The sequence below is a fragment of the Alphaproteobacteria bacterium genome, from assembly GCA_037200005.1.
In the GTDB taxonomy this organism is placed as follows: domain Bacteria; phylum Pseudomonadota; class Alphaproteobacteria; order UBA9219; family RFNS01; genus JBBCGY01.
Map to the genome: position 1 here is coordinate 865,463 of JBBCGY010000001.1, position 15,602 is coordinate 881,064.

A 15,602-nucleotide genomic window follows, 5' to 3' on the forward strand; every position below is an offset into this window, starting at 1 on the left:
GCCGCCCTCTAATAAGCTAGGCTCTTTTTAGGCAAGTATGAAAGCATTGTCCATGCCAAGAAAAACCGCCTCTCACAAGGTTTCGCGACCGGCTTCCGCCTTGCGGGAAGAAGTTGCCAAATTCGATGCCTTAGCCGCGTCCTGGTGGGACGAAGACGGGCCTATGCAGCCCCTGCACCGGGTCAACCCGGCGCGGCTTGAATTCATCCGCGAGGCGGTGGCGGGGCATGTTAACCTCGATCCGGCGCGGCGGCAGCCCTATAAGGGCCTGTCTTTCCTCGATCTGGGCTGCGGCGGCGGGATACTGGCGGAGCCTTTGGCGCGGCTGGGCGCGGCGGTTACCGGCGTGGACGCGGCGCCGGAAGCTATTCGCGCGGCGCGCGCCCATGCGGCGGGGGCGGGGCTTCGGGTCGATTACCGTCAGGGAAGCGCCGAGCAACTGCGCGCCGCCGGGGAAAAATTCTCCTGCGTGTGCGCGCTGGAGATCATCGAGCATGTCGCCGATCCGGCGGAATTTCTGCGCGACGTGACGCACCTTGTCGCGCCGGGCGGACTATTGATTGTCTCCACGCTGAACCGCACCGCCAAAAGCCTGGTTCTGGGAATTGGCGCGGCGGAGTATCTGCTCGGCTGGGTGCCGCGCGGCACGCATGACTGGCGGAAATTCGTCAAGCCGTCGGAGCTTGGCGCGATGCTGCGCTCTGACGGTTTCGGCGTGAAGAAAATCTCCGGCCTCGTCTTCGATCCGCTCAAGGATATTTTCCGGCTGGATGAACGCGATGTCGCGGTGAATTATCTGGTGGCGGCGGCAGAAAATTGAGCTTCTAGAGCAGGATATGATAAAGCGGAATCGTTTTTGCCGCTGGCGTCATTCCCGACGCCGTACCTTTGTTTTTTATTGAAGAAAACGAGAATGACGACTCTACTTCAACCTATCAGGCCCTCATGCCGAACCACTACGATTCATCAGCTGATCTTTGAGTTTAGAATGACGTCGCCATGCAATAGTTGCCGCAAGCAAACTGCAAAGCAATGTCCAATAAGCCAAATAAAGCGCAGTCGCCCATGATGCAAAAGGATCTTTGACGGCAATCAAGGCCAATAACATGGCCGTGGCGCTGATAAGCGGGGAGAGTAAAGAATCCTCCCACGGAAGGTTATAGGCTTTGCGCAGCCCGGGAAGAATGCCGAGGCCCTCTACAACAGCCAAAAACAAAATTGCGGCGCGCGGGCTTTCGGTCAGCCACCACAGTGGCATGACTAGCAAAGAGAGACCGAGCATAACGGCATCAATAGGTTTAATATATTCCACACCACGCCGGATTGTCAGAACCAGCATCACTAGGTAGAGGGGCGCGGGAATCCCCATTCGCAACCCTGCCGCTATGTCTCCCTCACCATACATGCCCAACGCAACGCTGATAGTGACGAGAAAATAGACAATGAGCGTAAACGCATGCGGCCTGATGCGCTTAAGGCAGGTAAGAGTCACATAATAGCAGTGGTTTGCCAAAACGATTGCAACTGAAATCATCCCCAAGCTAAATCGCAGATTTTCGGAAAAGCCTTGCTGCACGAAACCATGATACCATAATGCGAAATCGGGTGTCATTTTCCTAACCCCCACTCACTCCCGCATAATCCCGGTCATGCTTCAGGCTCGGCAGCATTTGCCGCACGCGGGCGACTTCATCGAGGTCGAGATCGGCATAGATGATCGCGGGATTATCGCCCGCTTCGGCGATGATCGCGCCCCATGGATCGACGATCAGGCTGTGGCCGAAGGTCTTGCGGTTGGCCTCATGGGTGCCGCATTGGCCGGGCGCGAGGATATAGCAGCCGGTTTCTATCGCCCGCGCGCGCAACAGAACATGCCAGTGCGCCTGTCCCGTCGGAACGGTGAAGGCGGCGGGAACGGCGATGATCTCCGCGCCCGCCTTGGCCAGATCGCGGTATAAATGCCCGAAGCGCAGATCGTAGCAAATCGTCATGCCGATTTTCGCCAGCGGCGTATCGGCGAGAACCGCGCGGCCGCCCGGCGCGACCTTTTCGGATTCGCGGTATTGCTCGCCGCTCGCCAGCACGGCGTCGAACAGATGAATTTTATCGTAATGCGCCGCGACATCGCCCTGCGGGCCGAAGAGACAGGAGCGGTTGTAGTTCTTGCCGTCGTCGCGCCTGACGGTCAGGCTGCCCGCCAGAATCCAGGCATCGAGCTTTTTGGCCTGCGCTGCGAAAAAGGGCATGGCGCCTTCCGCTTCGGGATCCGCCGGGCGGGGCGCCTGCCCGACGACATGCGCGCCGAGCGCGGTGCAGTTTTCCGGCAACGCGATAAGCTGCGCGCCGTTTTTCCTGGCTTCGGCGAGCATCGGCTCGATCATCGCGAGATTGGCCGCGACGTCAGGCGTGGCGGTTATCTGGACGCAGGCGGCGCGGACGATGCGGCTCATGCGCTCAGCATCGCGTCGAGTTTGCCCTCGGCGTCGAGCGCGTAAAGATCATCGCAGCCCCCGACATGAAAATCGCCGATGAAAATCTGCGGAATGGTTTGCCGACCGCCGCTTTTGGCGATCATGTCCTCGCGCACGGCGTCGCTGGTGCGGATATTGATTTCCTCATAGGCCGCGCCCTTTTTCTTGAGCAGCGCCTTGGCGCGGTCGCAATAGGGGCAGCCGGGGCCGGAATAGACGGTGATTTTCTTCATGGGCTTTAATCCTAATCCAAGCCGTTTTTGTCATTATTGATTTTATCGGTGGCCTTATCTTCTTTTATAAAGAAGCTGAACGCATAGACGATGATAAAGACGGCGATATCCGTAACCATGATTTTAGAAAATATTTCATGGCTCCAGACCTGGAACCATAGCTGTATCAAATACAGAAGCACGCCCAGCAGAATAAAGAAGAAGCATGCGGCGCTCGGCAGTTTCATCGATTTCATGGCTTGGCTCCCGCTTCTTCGATCACGACGGCCGTTCCGTAGCACAGGACTTCGGTGACGCCGCTCATGATTTCCGTCGTGTCGTATCGAACCGAGATCACGGCATTCGCGCCGTGTTTGTCGGCGTGCTGGCACATGATGTTGTATGCGTCCATGCGCGCTCTTTCGCACAGGTTGGTATAGACCGTGATATTGCCGCCGAATATGGTCTGCAATCCGGCCATGAATCTGCCGATAATCGACCTCGAACGGACCACGATCCCCCTGACGACGCCGACATTCCGTATTATTCTGTGACCGGCAATTTCAAGTCCCGACGTGACGGCGAATGGTTTCATGGGGCGATCTTTCAAAAGAGGCCTTCGATCATAAACCCATTTTACTTAATTTTTTCCTGAAAAGCCAATTTTGGGTCATTCCTTCATTCTTTGCCGCTCCACCCGGGCGAAGGTGAGAACCTTGACGCCCGCCGCGCCATGAGCGGCCAAAACCTTAGCGCATTCCTCGATTGTCGCGCCGGTGGTCAGCACGTCGTCGATCAGGCCGACGATCTTGCCTTCGATGGCGGCGCGGTATCGGGGCATGATGGCGAAAGCGCCGCGCACATTCTTCGCGCGGCTGGTTCTGTTCATCGTGCCTTGCGGCTTGGTGGCGCGGCGGCGGATCAGCAAATCCGGCATGACCGGCAGGCCGGACAGCTTGCCGAGCTCGTGCGCGAGCAGGGCGGACTGGTTATATTTCCGCGCCAGCAGCCGCCATCGATGCAGCGGCACGGGAGCCAGGAAATCGCATTCCGGCAGAATGTCCGCCCCCGCCCGGAACATCATCCGCGCCATCGCGGCGGCGGTATGAGTCTGATCGGCATGTTTGAAGCCGAGAACGATATTCCGGCTATGGTCGTCATAGATCACGGCGGCGCGCGCTTGCTTGTAGGGCGGGGGATCGGTCAAGCAAAGGGGGCAGGGGAGATCGTCCGTCGCCAGTTCATAAGGCACGCCGCAAACCGGGCAGCGCGGCGCGGCGATAAAGCTGATGCCTTGCCAGCAGCCAGCGCAGACGCCGCCTTGTTCGGCCACGGCGGTATCGCAGGTCAGGCATAGCGGCGGCAGCAGCATATCGAGCGCCGCACCGCCGATTTTCCTGAAATGCGAGGTCAATTGTCCTTTATGCATAGCGATCCTATTATGGGGCATGAGTCAGGCGGAGTCCCATAACATTTTCGATCGCGTCTTGCTGCGGCGGCGGCACAAGCGCTTCGCGCCGCAATTCGCCGCGCATGATTTTCTGCACCGGGAAGCCGCTGCGGGGCTTCTCGAGCGCCGTGCCGATATCAAGCGGCCATTGTCCCGCGTGCTGGCGCTCGGCTATGGGCTGGAGGAAAGCGGTGCCGATGTCGCGGCGTCGCTGGCGGCGGATGTTCTGCCCGGCGGCGCGACCGCCAGGGTGGTGGCGGATGAGGAATTTCTGCCCTTCGCGCCGCGTAGTTTCGATCTCATCGTCGGCAACCTGAATTTTCATATGGTCAACGATCTTCCGGGCGCGCTGCTGCAGTGCCGCCATATCCTTGCGCCGGACGGATTGCTGCTGGCCGCCATGCTGGGCGGAGAAACGCTGCATCAATTGCGCCATTGCCTCTATGAGGCGGAGCAGGCCGCGACCGGCGGTGTCAGCCCGCGGGTCGCTCCCTTCGCCGAGGCCGCCAGCATGGCGGGGTTGTTGCAGCGGGCGGGATTTATCCTGCCGGTCGCGGATCGCGAGGTGATCGAGACGCGCTATCCCGACATTCTGGCGCTGATGCGCGAATTGCGCGGCATGGGGATGGGCAACACGCTGCATGGCCGGATTCGCCATCCGAGCCGCCGCGAGATTTTCGCCCGTGCCGCCGCGCTTTACGCGGAACGCTATCCCGCCCCGGACGGCGGCGTTTCGGCGAGCTTCGAGATCATTTACCTGCATGGCTGGAATCCTTAAGCTCTCCTTAAAAGATTATTGCCATAGTTTAGTCCCTTTCAACCGATAGACGCCGCCATGACGTCGCAGCCGCCACCTCCGGATACGACCGCGATCCGCGAGCCACGCTCGCTGCTGGATATGGCGGTGTTCGTCATCCTCGTCATTCTGACGGGTTTCGGCATTTCCCTGATTCTGTTCATGCTGGTCAGCGGCGAAGTGAATGTATCGCTCGCGCAACAGGTCGAGCGTCCCCTCGTCAAAACCGTCGCCAATATTCAAGCCCGTATCAACGCGGCTTATGACGCGCTCGAGTCGATGCAGCAATCGGTGCAGACCGCGGCGCAGCGTTCCGGCGAGCATCTCGGCGATTTCACCGCCAAGATCAAGGACATGCACTTGCCGTTCACGGGCATCTATATGCTCGAGAAGAACGGCCATTGGCAGTTGCGTCAGACCTTATATGGGGCAAGCGATCCTGCCGTGCCGCTGGCGTCGGATGAAGTGAGTGCGATCATCGCCGCGGCGGAAAGGTCCCATCAGACCGCCAGCAGCCTTTGGCGCTACGGCATCAAGCCCGCCATGGAAAGCGATTTGGTCTTTGCCAGCTCATGCGCCGCCGATACCCCTGATTGCGCGCTTGTCGCGACGATGCCGCTCGCTTCGATAGCCGATGAATTCAACGGCCTGATCAACAGCCGCGTCATTCACGGCTATGCGATCGAAGCCCAGGCTCTTCATCACGATGCCGACCGCGAGCGGAAGATCGGCGTCATCGCCGCGGGGAAGCAGCATTCGGGGCATGACTGGCTCTATACGGCCCCCATCACGCGGGATAGCGTCGCCTTCAAGGACTGGATGTGGGAATTGCGGTTCTTCGCCGATGCCGGAAGCGAGAGCCGTCTGCTGCTGTTCCTGCCTTATATCGTGATCTTTGCCGGCATGCTGCTGACGCTTGCCCTGGTCGTATACATCATCGGCAACCGGGAATATCAGGACGACACGGCGGGCCTCACGCGCTCCTTGCAGCGAACCAACCGGCAATTGCAGGAGCGCATCGCCGCCGAGGAGAAAATGGCGCTGGCGCTGCGGGAAAGCGAGCGGAAATACCGCGCTATTTTCGACAATGCCGGGATCGGCATATGCCAGATCAGCATCGAGGGGCAATGGCTGAAGGTGAACAAGACCTTGGCGCGGATGATGGGCTATGACGGGCCGCAGGATGTTCTCAGGCTGCAGCCGGGCCTGACCGACGGCTTGTTCGTCGATCCCGGCATATGGCGGCGTTTTCTGGGCACGCTCGACCGGCAGGACGAGCAGGCGGATTTCGAGGTCGCGATCAAGCGTCCCAACGGCCCGCCGATATGGGTCAATATGCGCGGCCATATCGCGCGCGATGACGGGGGAACGGCGCTGTATTATGAATGCACCATGTATGACGTGACGCGCCGCCGCATGACGGAACTGGCGCTCATCACTGCCAAGGAGCAGGCCGATTTCGCCAATCGCAGCAAATCGGAATTTCTCGCCAATATGAGCCATGAGCTGCGTACGCCGCTCAACGCGATCATCGGCTTTTCCGAAATCATCAAGAACCAGCTTTTCGGCGTGGAAGGAATTCCGCAATATGTCGAATACGCCAAGGATATCTATGACAGCGGCGAATTGCTGCTTGCGCTCATCAACGATATTCTCGACATGTCGAAGATCGAGGCGGGCAAGCGGGCGCTGTCGGAGACGGCGCTCGACGTCGAGCGGGTGATCCAGGCTTGCGTGCGCCTGGTCATCAGCCGGGCCAAGGCAGCCAATCTGAATCTCACCGTCAATGTGCCGAAGGATTTCCCGCCCGTCCGGGCCGAGGAGCGGGCGCTGAAGCAAATCCTGACCAATCTGCTCACCAACGCGGTCAAATTCACGCCCGAAGAAGGCGAGGTGACCGTCGGCGCCCATATCGATCCGCAGGGCCGCATGTGTTTCGCCGTCGCCGATACCGGAATCGGCATCGCGCCGGAGGATATCGCGACCGCGCTCGCGCCCTTCGGGCAGATCGAAAGCGTTCTAAGCCGCAAGACGCAGGGAACCGGCCTCGGCCTGCCGCTCACCAAGGCGCTGGTCGAGCTTCATGGAGGCGAATTGAAGATCGAAAGCGCGCTGGGCAAGGGAACCACGGTGACGGTGACGTTGCCGCCGGAGCGGGTCGTGGCGCGGGCGGGTTAGGGTTTTTTAGCCCGGCTGTCTTCCGGAATCTCCTTGGCCTTAAGCCAGTCACGCGTCAGGGCGATGTCGCTTTCCCGCATATCGATGATGTCCTGCGCCAGGCCCTTTAGCTTCTCGTCCTCGCCGTATTGCAACTCGGCTTTGGCGATATCGATGGCAGCCTGATGCAGCGCGATCGAGCCGCGCGCGAAGTCGGTGTCGGCATTGCCGGTGAAGGTGATGTCCATATTCTTCATCATGGTGTTGGTGGCGTCGACATAGGCGCCGCTGAAGGTTTTCGGATTTTGCGCCCAGGCCGCGCCGATGCCGATTCCCGCGCACAGGGCCGCGACGGGGAGAAGCCGCTTGATGAGACGCATGGTTATTCTCCTGCTGTTGTGAAAGCCCGCCGATGCATGTAGATTCCATCGACGATTCAACCGCATAATGACTCAATCATGATCGAGTGGGAAGACGAAGCTATCATATTGTCGGCGAGGGCGCATGGCGAGAATGCGGCCATCGTCACGGTATGCGCCGCCGGATACGGGCGCTGCGCCGGTCTGGTCGCGGGCGGGCAAAGCGCGCGCTGGCACGGCGTTTTGCAGCCGGGCAATGCCGTGCGGGCGCGGTGGCGCGCGCGGCTGTCCGAGCATCTCGGCCATTTCACCTTCGATCTGGCGACGACGCCCGCGGCGCGCTGGCTTGACCAGCCGCTGATGCTGGCCGCGATCGCCAGCGCCTGCACCGTCACCGAATACGCGCTGCCGGAGCGGCAGCCGATGCCCGCGATTCATGCCGGGCTTGGCGCGCTGTTGGCCGTGGAGGATGCGGGCCTTTTCGGCGCGGCCTATGTCAAATGGGAGATGGGCGTGCTCGCGGCGCTGGGCTACGGGCTCGATCTTTCCTCATGCGCCGCGACGCAAGCTGCCGACGATCTTATATATGTCAGTCCCAGGAGCGGGCGGGCGGTCAGCCGCGAGGCCGGGCTGCCCTATCACGACAAGATGCTGCCGCTGCCGGGATTTCTGCTCGGCGAGCCGGACTGGTCGGAAGAAGAAGTCTGGCGAGGCTTGCAGTTGACGGGGCATTTCCTGGCTCGGCTGATCTTCATCAATGCCGCGCCGCGTCTTGCGCCGCAATTGCAGGAAGGCCTGCCCCCCGCGCGGCAAAGACTCGCGGCGCTTTATCGCGCGGCCAGCGACAGCGGGACGGAAGAAGCGCGGGTGGCTTGAGTCTGCCCGAGAGAGCGGCGGCGCAAATCGAGGCGCGCCGGAAAAGCATCTCAAAATCATGTTCCGCACCTCCTGTTTTCAAAAGTCGAGTTTTGTGCGATTCGAGAACGGCGCCACCAAGCAGAGCTGTCATTCCCGCCAAGCGATCCGCCGCTTTGCGGCGGATCGCGCGAACGGGAATCCCGTTTTTTCCCGATAAAAAACAAACGGGATTCCCGTTCGACCGGCTGCGGCCGGTCGCCGGGAATGACGGCTACTACCGTTTCAGCCAATAAAAAACCCGCCGGGATTTCTCGCGGCGGGCGGCTCAGGCGCAATGCGCCCTGGGATGGTCAATAGCAGAGGCGGGAGAAAAAGTCAAGGGAAATTTCCTCTGTTTCATGCAAACCCCCTCACCTGCAAAAACTAAGAACTTACTTCGCCTGAAGGAGGCGCAGTAAGTTCAAGTTTTTGCTTCCTCTCCCCGGAGGGGAGAGGGGGCGCTCTATTTACGGCTGCGGCGCGGCCTGGCAAACGCCGTTCAAGATGCCCTGCGCCATGGCGGTGCGCTGGCTGGTCGTGGCTTTGTCGGTACGGACGTAGTCTTCTATGCCAGTGAATTCATTCTTGCACTGGACGGCATAGGTGCCTTCCTGGACGGCGGCGGCTTGTTGTTCCACGGTCAGTTTGGTTATCTCAGCCACTTGGGCTTTCCATGCCGCGTCGTGCCGACGATCCCTTGCTCGGCAAGTTACTATGGTGGTGACCGCAGCTACGGCTCCTGCTCCAACCACTATTGCAATTGCTTGCCCACCCGTGATTTTCACAATTTATTCCCTTCCAAAACTTGGTTATGCCAATGGCATTCGATACCGTAAATATAGCGGAATTCCCCGCCTGAGTCAGGCGCCTTATTACTTTCATTGACCCCCCGCCCCATCTTGGTTAATCAGAAGCATGGCCCGTTCATCTTCCAAAACCTCGCCGCCTTTGCCGCCCGCCGAGATCGCCGACAAGAAATTGTCCGAGGCGCTGTCGGAACGGTATTTGTCCTATGCGCTGTCGACGATCATGGCGCGGTCGCTGCCCGACGTGCGCGACGGGCTGAAGCCCGTCCATCGCCGCCTGCTGTTCGTGATGCGCGAATTGCGGCTCGAGCCGAATCTGCCGCCGAAGAAATCCGCGCGCGTCGTCGGCGACGTCATGGGCAAATATCACCCGCACGGCGACAGCGCGATCTATGACGCGATGGTGCGCATGGCGCAGGAATTCGCGCAGCGCTATCCGCTGGTCGAGGGGCAGGGGAATTTCGGCAATATCGACGGCGATAATCCCGCCGCGATGCGTTACACCGAAGCGCGCCTGACCGAAGTCGCGCGCGCGCTGCTGGCGGGCATCGACGACGATGCGGTGGATTTCCGCCCGACTTACGATTCCGCCGGTATCGAGCCAGCCGTGCTGCCCTCGGCGTTTCCGAATTTGCTGGCGAACGGCGCGGCGGGCATCGCCGTCGGCATGGCGACATCGATTCCGCCGCATAACGCCGCCGAGCTGTGCGACGCGCTGCGGCATCTGATCGCGCATCCGAACGCGCGGATCGACAAGCTTGTAAGCTTGATTCCGGGGCCTGATTTCCCGACCGGCGGGATTCTGGTCGAAGACCGCGCGCAGATCATCACCGCCTATGAAACTGGACGCGGCAGTTTCCGCGTCCGCTCGCGCTGGGAAAAAGAAGAGCTCAAAGGCGGCATGTGGCAGATCGTCGTCACCGAAATTCCGTATCAGGTGCAGAAAGCGGGGCTGATCGAGAAAGTGGCCACGCTGCTGGCCGAACGCAAGCTGCCGCTGCTCGACGATATCCGGGACGAATCCGCCGACGACGTGCGCGTGGTTCTGGTGCCCAAGAGCCGCAATGTCGATCCCGCCGTGCTGATGGAATCGCTGTTCCGGCAGACATCGTTCGAGAACCGCTTTCCGCTCAATCTCAACGTGCTGGACAAGAACGCCGTGCCGCGCGTCATGAGCCTGGCCGAGGCGCTGCGCGCGTTTCTCGATCACCGGCACGAGGTTTTGGTCCGCCGCACCCGCCATAGACTGCAAGGGATCGAAGCGCGGCTGGAAATTCTCGCCGGGCTGCTGATCGCCTATCTCGATCTCGATCTGGTCATCAAGATCATCCGCACCGAGGATGAGCCTAAAGCCGTGCTGATGAAGAAATTGAAGCTCTCGGACGTTCAGGCCGAGGCGATTTTGAACATGCGCCTGCGCAGCCTGCGCAAGCTCGAGGAAATGGAAATCCGCCGCGAGGAAAAAGACCTCAGCGGCGAGCGCAAGCAGCTCAAGACCTTGCTCGGCGACGAGACCGCGCGCTGGAAAAATATCGACGAGGAAATCGCCGCCATCAAGCAGCAGTTCGGCAAGAACACGCCTCTCGGCAAACGGCGCACGGAAATTTCCGGCCCGCCCGCCGAAATGATGGTGCCGGTCGAAGCGGTGATCGAGCGCGAGGACGTAACCATCGTCTGTTCGGAAAAGGGCTGGATTCGCGCCGCCAGAGGCCATATCGCCGAGGACAAAGCCGCGCGCGCCGCCGTGAAATACAAGGAAGGCGACGCCGAAGGCTTCATGCTGAACGCCTCGACGGTCGACAAGATTCTGCTGTTCGCCAGCAACGGGCGCTTCTACACGCTGTCCGCCGACAAGCTGCCGGGCGGGCGCGGCTTCGGCGAGCCGGTGCGCCTGATGCTGGAAATGCCGCAGGAGGCGGAGATCGTCGCGCTGTTCCGCTATGACGAGGCGCTGAAATTCCTGGTGGCCGGAGACGACGGGCGCGGCTTCGTCGTGCCCGCCGCCGACGTGCTGGCGCAGACCCGCAACGGCAAGCAGGCGGTGAATCTGGACGAGAAGAGCCGCGCCGTGGTTTGCGCGCCGGTCGAGGGCGATCATGTCGCCGTGGTCGGCACCAATCGCAAGCTGCTGATTTTCCCGCTCGACCAGTTGCCGGAAATGGCGCGCGGGCGCGGCGTGATCCTGCAGAAATACAAGGACGGCAAACTCAGCGACGCGAAATGCTTCAAGCTGAAATCCGGCCTGACCTGGAAGAGCGGCGAGCGCGAGCGCACCGAAACCGACCTCCGCGCCTGGGTCGGCGAACGCGCCCAGTCCGGCCGCAACGCCCCGCACGGCTTCGCGAAGAACGGTAAGTTTGGTTAAGGCGAAAGTATTTAATTATTGCGGATTTCTTCACGGGCTATTGTCTCTTTCCGGCGGCAGACAATTGCGATAAGGTAGGGCCATGACCCAAGAGCACCTCACCCCTCTGTTTATCGGCCTGCCGGGCGCGGGGAAGACGACGCTGGCGAGAGCTGTCGCGGAGCGGCTCGGCATCGAGGCGGTTGGCACCGATCCGTTGTTCCGCGAGTTCCGCGCGCTGCCGCCAACATCCGACGATCCCAAGGCCGAAGTGATGCGCAGCTTCCTGGCGCGCGCGAAAGACAGTTATCCGGAAATTTATCCCGCGCTCGAGCGCGACGCAGCGGCGCTGGACGAGAAGGGGCGCTGCGCGCTGCATGACGGCGCGCGCTTTCGCCGGCATGGCGAACCGGTCTTTCGTTTGTTCGAGACCGAGATGCTGAAATATCTTCATATTGCCGGAGAATTCGAGGACAAGATCGTCGATCTCAGCGCCTCCGCGCCGCTGCTCGAGGAAAACCGCAAGCTGTTTTCCGTCTCGCTCGGCTATTGCGTCATTCTGCTCGATACGCCGCACGACCGGATTTGCGACAATCTCATCAAGGACTACGAAGAATATTGCGCGCGCCTCAAGGCGACGCGCGAAAAGAAGCCGATACGCGGCACGTATGAGCAGAAATTCGATGAAATGCTGGACAAGGCCGGAAATCCGAGGGATCAGGAGAAGCGGCGCGAGGTTCTGCTGAATCAGGCTTTATGGATGACGCAGGCCGAGGCCGGACGCCGCATGGGGGCTTATAAGCTGTTCGCCGCGCAAACGCTGGTTCCCGCTCCGGAAGACGACGTCAATGATCTCGTCGAGCAGGTTCTGGGCTTTATTTCCATGGACGCGCTGCCGTCGTCTTTGCGGACATATATCTAAGCGGGGGCGTTCCGGCTCATGCCGCGTGAGGGTTCTTCATGCGCTTGACGATTTCCAGCGTTGCCGGATCGCGCCGGTAGATCACCTGCACGCATTCAGTATGCTCGACCTTATCGAGTTCCGGCATCAGAAAGCGAAGAAATCCGTTGTGGCTGGTGATACCGATTTTCCTCGCGCCGGGATTGGCCGCGACGAATTTCTCGATGATCGCCAGGCCGCGCTCGCGCACCTCGATTTTGTTCTCGCCGCCCGGATGGGCGACGGCGTCATGGCGCGGATCGGTCGATTTGTGAAGATCGCGCAGCGTCTTGCCGTCGCTCACGGAAATAGTCTCGCCCGTCAGCGTATCGGCGAAATTCAGCGGCGGATCGAAAATCGTTTTCTTGAATTCCTCGACCGTCCGGCCCTCATTCTCCGCGCCGAAGAACATTTCGCGCAGTTCGGGAAACGCAATCAAATCCGCGCCATAGGCATTCGCGACAATGCCGCCGGTTTCCGCGCCGCGCTTGAGGTCGGAGGACAGGACAACATCGAACGCGATGCCCTGCGCTTGCAGAAAATCGGCCAGCGTTCCGGCCTGATGCAGGCCGCGCGCGTTGAGGCCGAGATCGGCGATGCCGGGAAGCGAAGAGCGGTCGCTCTGCCCCTGGATGATTTTTCGGGCGTTGTAATCGGTCTCGCCATGGCGGAAGAAGAACAGGCTGATTTCGGTCATGCTGTCCGGGAATCCTTGGGAAAGAGGGGCGGCGCGGCGGCGAGAGATTTCGCCAGCCTGTCGAGCATGGCCTTCACTTCGGGATGCCGTTCCGGCGCCCAGGCGGCAAGCAGATGCTCGAGATGCTCGCTCCATGCGGCGGCCACCCGCGCGAAAATTTGCCGGCCATGCACGGTGGGGTGCAAGCGCTTTTCCTGGTCGAACGCGGCGAGATGAAGATGAACGAGGCGCTCGGCGACCATGCGCACATAATCGAGATCAAGGTGAAGATCGCCGGCGAGAGCCTCCGCGGACGGCCCCTCCGCATGCTCCATCAGCCGGGCAAGGAGCCATAGCTCTTCGGGGGCGACCTCCACCTGGGCTTCGGCGGTGACGCGGTCATAAACCTTCCAGCGGTTCTCGTGCTCCATCAGCGTCATGATGATATGCTCGAGCTCCTGCAGCGAGGTCGTTTCGCGCGGAATAGGCAGGAGTTGCGCCAGGCCTTCACCGGCGGTCTTGCGCAGCGGAATGTCTTTCAGCGCCAGGGCCATCAGAAACCCGCAGGCCGCAAGCCCCGTCGCCGTCCAGAATACGGGATGCAGCGCGGCGGTCAGCGCGGCCTCATACGCCAGCTGCGCGGACGGCGAGAGCGTGGCCAGAACCGCATGATCCGCCGCCATAAGCCGCTCTGCTTCGGCGGGGAGCGTTTGCATCAAATGCGCGCGAAGGCCGGACGCGAAAATCGCGCCGAATAGAGAAACCCCCGCCAGGCCGCCGATGGAGCGGAACAGGATGGTGCCCGAAGTCGCGACGCCCAGATTTTTGTACGCGGTCGCATTCTGCACCGCCATTACCAGATTTTGCATTACCATGCCAAGCCCAAGCCCGAGAAAGAACATGTATAGCGAAGCCATCAGCGGAGGCGTATCGATCTGCAGCGTCGATACCGCGAACAGCGCCAACGTCATGATGCCCGTGCCCAAAATGGGGGAAAATCCGGTAGCGTCCGGTGCGGCTGATCATGCGGCCGCTGGCCACGGAAGTGACGACCACGCCCGCCATCATAGGCGTCAGATACAGTCCGGCGCTGGTGGGGTCGATGCCCTTCACCATCTGCAGATAAACCGGCATCAGCGTGATCGAGCCGAACAGCGCCACGCCGACGATGAATCCGACCAGGCAGGCGATCAGGAAAATCCGGTTGCGGAACAGAGCGAGGGGCAGCAAAGGCTCCCGCGCCCGGCGCTCTGCCATGATAAATCCGGCCAGGGAAAGTATCCCCACGGCAGCAAGCGCGACGATCTGGAAGATGCCGGTGAACGCGTCGGCGCCGCCCAGGCTGGTCATCAGAACGACGGTCGTCAGCACCAGTGTCAGCATGACGATGCCGATATAATCGATGGGCGGACGCGGCCCCGTCTGGCGCGCCGCGCGCGGAAACACGGCGCTGATGACCAGCAGAGAGGCGATGCCGATGGGCAGGTTGACGTAGAAAATCCAGCGCCATGAAAAATGATCGAACGAAAATCCGCCAATCAGCGGCCCCAACACGGTGGAAAGCGCGAAAAACCGCGCCGAAGATTCCCTGATAATGGCCGCGGTCGCGCGGCGCCACGAAATCGCCCACCGTGGCCATGGCCGTCACCATCAATCCGCCGCCGCCCAGCCCTTGCAGCGCGCGAACAGGATAAGCTCGAGCAAAGTCCGGCTGAGGCCGCATAGGGCCGAACCGGCGAGAAAAATAACAATGGCGACCTGCAGAATGATCTTGCGCCCGAACAGATCGCCAAGTTTTCCGTATAGCGGCCCGACGAGGAGGTCGTGGTCAGCAAATAGGCCGTGGACGATCCATGAAAGGTGGGCGAGCCCTCCGAACTCATCCATGATGGTTGGCAGCGCGGTCGAAACGATCGTTTGATCCAGCGATGCCAGCAGCACGACCAGGATCAGCGCCATGAAGACAAGACGGATGGGCGGCGTTTCAGAAGGCGACGGTGGATGAGTCATGGGACGTTCGGACCGATACTCGTATAAGCTATCAATACTAGGACGATCTTGCTGAACTGTCAGTCGTTGTTTCGCGTCCGCGCGGAATTGCCGCCGCGCCTCATAGAGCGCCACGGCGGCGGCGTTCGAGACATTGAGGCTGCCGATCGATCCTTCGGTGGGCAGGCGGGCAAGCTCGTCGCAACGCTCGCGGGTCAGGCGGCGCAGCCCTTCGCCCTCCGCGCCCAGCACCAGCGCGGGTCGGGGCCGGTGAGATCGAGCGCGCCGATTTCCTTTTCGCCTTCTTCCGCCAGTCCTACGCACCAGATTCCGGCGTCGCGCAGCAGATCGAGCGCGCGCGCAAGATTGACGACCGATATAAGCGCGACATGCTCCAGCGCGCCGGACGCGGTCTTGGCCATCGTGCCGGTCATGCCGGGCGCATGGCGCTCGGTCAAGATGACGGCGCTCGCGCCGAACGCCGATGCCGAGCGCAACCACCGCG

General features: G+C 61.0%; 17 protein-coding genes and 1 pseudogene. 6 read left to right on the plus strand and 12 right to left on the minus strand.

Annotated features, from left to right (window positions below; all coding sequences use genetic code 11):
- Positions 1–52 precede the first annotated feature (52 nt).
- Positions 53–820: a bifunctional 2-polyprenyl-6-hydroxyphenol methylase/3-demethylubiquinol 3-O-methyltransferase UbiG gene (gene ubiG / locus WDO70_04375; protein ID MEJ0062442.1), complete on the plus strand. Its 768-nt coding sequence runs from the start codon at positions 53–55 to the stop codon at positions 818–820.
- A gap of 123 nt (positions 821–943) precedes the next feature.
- Here the strand turns inward: ubiG and WDO70_04380 are convergent, their stop codons facing one another.
- The 6 genes from WDO70_04380 to WDO70_04405 form a co-directional block, all read right to left on the minus strand.
- Entirely contained in the window at positions 944–1,612 is a 669-nt protein-coding gene (locus tag WDO70_04380; protein MEJ0062443.1) for a hypothetical protein, read from the minus strand.
- Between the two features lie 4 nt (positions 1,613–1,616).
- The gene (locus tag WDO70_04385) at positions 1,617–2,450 is read right to left on the minus strand and encodes a carbon-nitrogen hydrolase family protein (protein ID MEJ0062444.1); all 834 of its coding nucleotides are present in this window, start codon (positions 2,448–2,450) and stop codon (positions 1,617–1,619) included.
- Positions 2,447–2,704, minus strand: coding sequence for a glutaredoxin 3 (gene grxC / locus WDO70_04390; GenBank protein MEJ0062445.1), 258 nt, complete (start codon positions 2,702–2,704; stop codon positions 2,447–2,449). Before grxC ends, WDO70_04385 begins: the two co-directional genes overlap by 4 nt.
- Positions 2,705–2,715: 11 nt before the next feature.
- Positions 2,716–2,940 carry a hypothetical protein gene (locus WDO70_04395; GenBank protein MEJ0062446.1) on the minus strand — a complete coding sequence of 75 codons (225 nt, stop codon included), beginning with the start codon at positions 2,938–2,940 and terminating at the stop codon, positions 2,716–2,718.
- Complete coding sequence (locus tag WDO70_04400; protein ID MEJ0062447.1) at positions 2,937–3,278, minus strand: YbjQ family protein; 342 nt, start codon at positions 3,276–3,278, stop codon at positions 2,937–2,939. The genes WDO70_04395 and WDO70_04400 overlap by 4 nt, the downstream gene beginning before the upstream one ends.
- Before the next feature lie 75 nt (positions 3,279–3,353).
- A complete protein-coding gene (locus WDO70_04405) occupies positions 3,354–4,112 on the minus strand; it encodes a ComF family protein (protein ID MEJ0062448.1) in 759 nt (252 codons plus the stop codon).
- 19 nt (positions 4,113–4,131) lie between these two features.
- Between WDO70_04405 and WDO70_04410 the strand changes: the two genes are divergently transcribed.
- The gene (locus WDO70_04410) at positions 4,132–4,911 is read left to right on the plus strand and encodes a methyltransferase domain-containing protein (protein ID MEJ0062449.1); all 780 of its coding nucleotides are present in this window, start codon (positions 4,132–4,134) and stop codon (positions 4,909–4,911) included.
- 57 nt (positions 4,912–4,968) lie between these two features.
- Positions 4,969–7,107, plus strand: a complete 2,139-nt coding sequence (locus tag WDO70_04415) for an ATP-binding protein (GenBank protein ID MEJ0062450.1) — start codon at positions 4,969–4,971, stop codon at positions 7,105–7,107.
- Here the strand turns inward: WDO70_04415 and WDO70_04420 are convergent.
- A complete protein-coding gene (locus WDO70_04420) occupies positions 7,104–7,466 on the minus strand; it encodes a DUF305 domain-containing protein (GenBank protein MEJ0062451.1) in 363 nt (120 codons plus the stop codon). The two genes, WDO70_04415 and WDO70_04420, sit on opposite strands and share 4 nt — an antisense overlap.
- Before the next feature lie 78 nt (positions 7,467–7,544).
- On the opposite strand from WDO70_04420, the gene recO reads away from it, so the two are divergent.
- Positions 7,545–8,321 carry a DNA repair protein RecO gene (recO, locus tag WDO70_04425; GenBank protein MEJ0062452.1) on the plus strand — a complete coding sequence of 259 codons (777 nt, stop codon included), beginning with the start codon at positions 7,545–7,547 and terminating at the stop codon, positions 8,319–8,321.
- 488 nt (positions 8,322–8,809) lie between these two features.
- Here recO and WDO70_04430 read toward each other — a convergent pair whose 3' ends face one another.
- Positions 8,810–9,004, minus strand: coding sequence for a hypothetical protein (locus WDO70_04430; GenBank protein ID MEJ0062453.1), 195 nt, complete (start codon positions 9,002–9,004; stop codon positions 8,810–8,812).
- Between the two features lie 253 nt (positions 9,005–9,257).
- On the opposite strand from WDO70_04430, the gene parC reads away from it, so the two are divergent.
- Both parC and WDO70_04440 read left to right on the plus strand, forming a co-directional pair.
- A complete protein-coding gene (parC, locus tag WDO70_04435) occupies positions 9,258–11,513 on the plus strand; it encodes a DNA topoisomerase IV subunit A (GenBank protein MEJ0062454.1) in 2,256 nt (751 codons plus the stop codon).
- A gap of 82 nt (positions 11,514–11,595) precedes the next feature.
- Positions 11,596–12,414, plus strand: coding sequence for a shikimate kinase (locus tag WDO70_04440; protein ID MEJ0062455.1), 819 nt, complete (start codon positions 11,596–11,598; stop codon positions 12,412–12,414).
- A gap of 16 nt (positions 12,415–12,430) precedes the next feature.
- Here the strand turns inward: WDO70_04440 and WDO70_04445 are convergent, their stop codons facing one another.
- From WDO70_04445 to WDO70_04460, 4 genes and pseudogenes are all read right to left on the minus strand, one after another.
- Complete coding sequence (locus tag WDO70_04445; GenBank protein MEJ0062456.1) at positions 12,431–13,129, minus strand: histidine phosphatase family protein; 699 nt, start codon at positions 13,127–13,129, stop codon at positions 12,431–12,433.
- Complete coding sequence (locus WDO70_04450) at positions 13,126–13,791, minus strand: hypothetical protein (GenBank protein ID MEJ0062457.1); 666 nt, start codon at positions 13,789–13,791, stop codon at positions 13,126–13,128. Before WDO70_04450 ends, WDO70_04445 begins: the two co-directional genes overlap by 4 nt.
- Positions 13,733–15,421: pseudogene (locus WDO70_04455) on the minus strand (MFS transporter). The gene WDO70_04450 and the pseudogene WDO70_04455 overlap by 59 nt, the downstream one beginning before the upstream one ends.
- Positions 15,313–15,594: a TrmH family RNA methyltransferase gene (locus tag WDO70_04460; GenBank protein MEJ0062458.1), complete on the minus strand. Its 282-nt coding sequence runs from the start codon at positions 15,592–15,594 to the stop codon at positions 15,313–15,315. The pseudogene WDO70_04455 and the gene WDO70_04460 overlap by 109 nt, the downstream one beginning before the upstream one ends.
- Between the last annotated feature and the right edge of the window lie 8 nt (positions 15,595–15,602).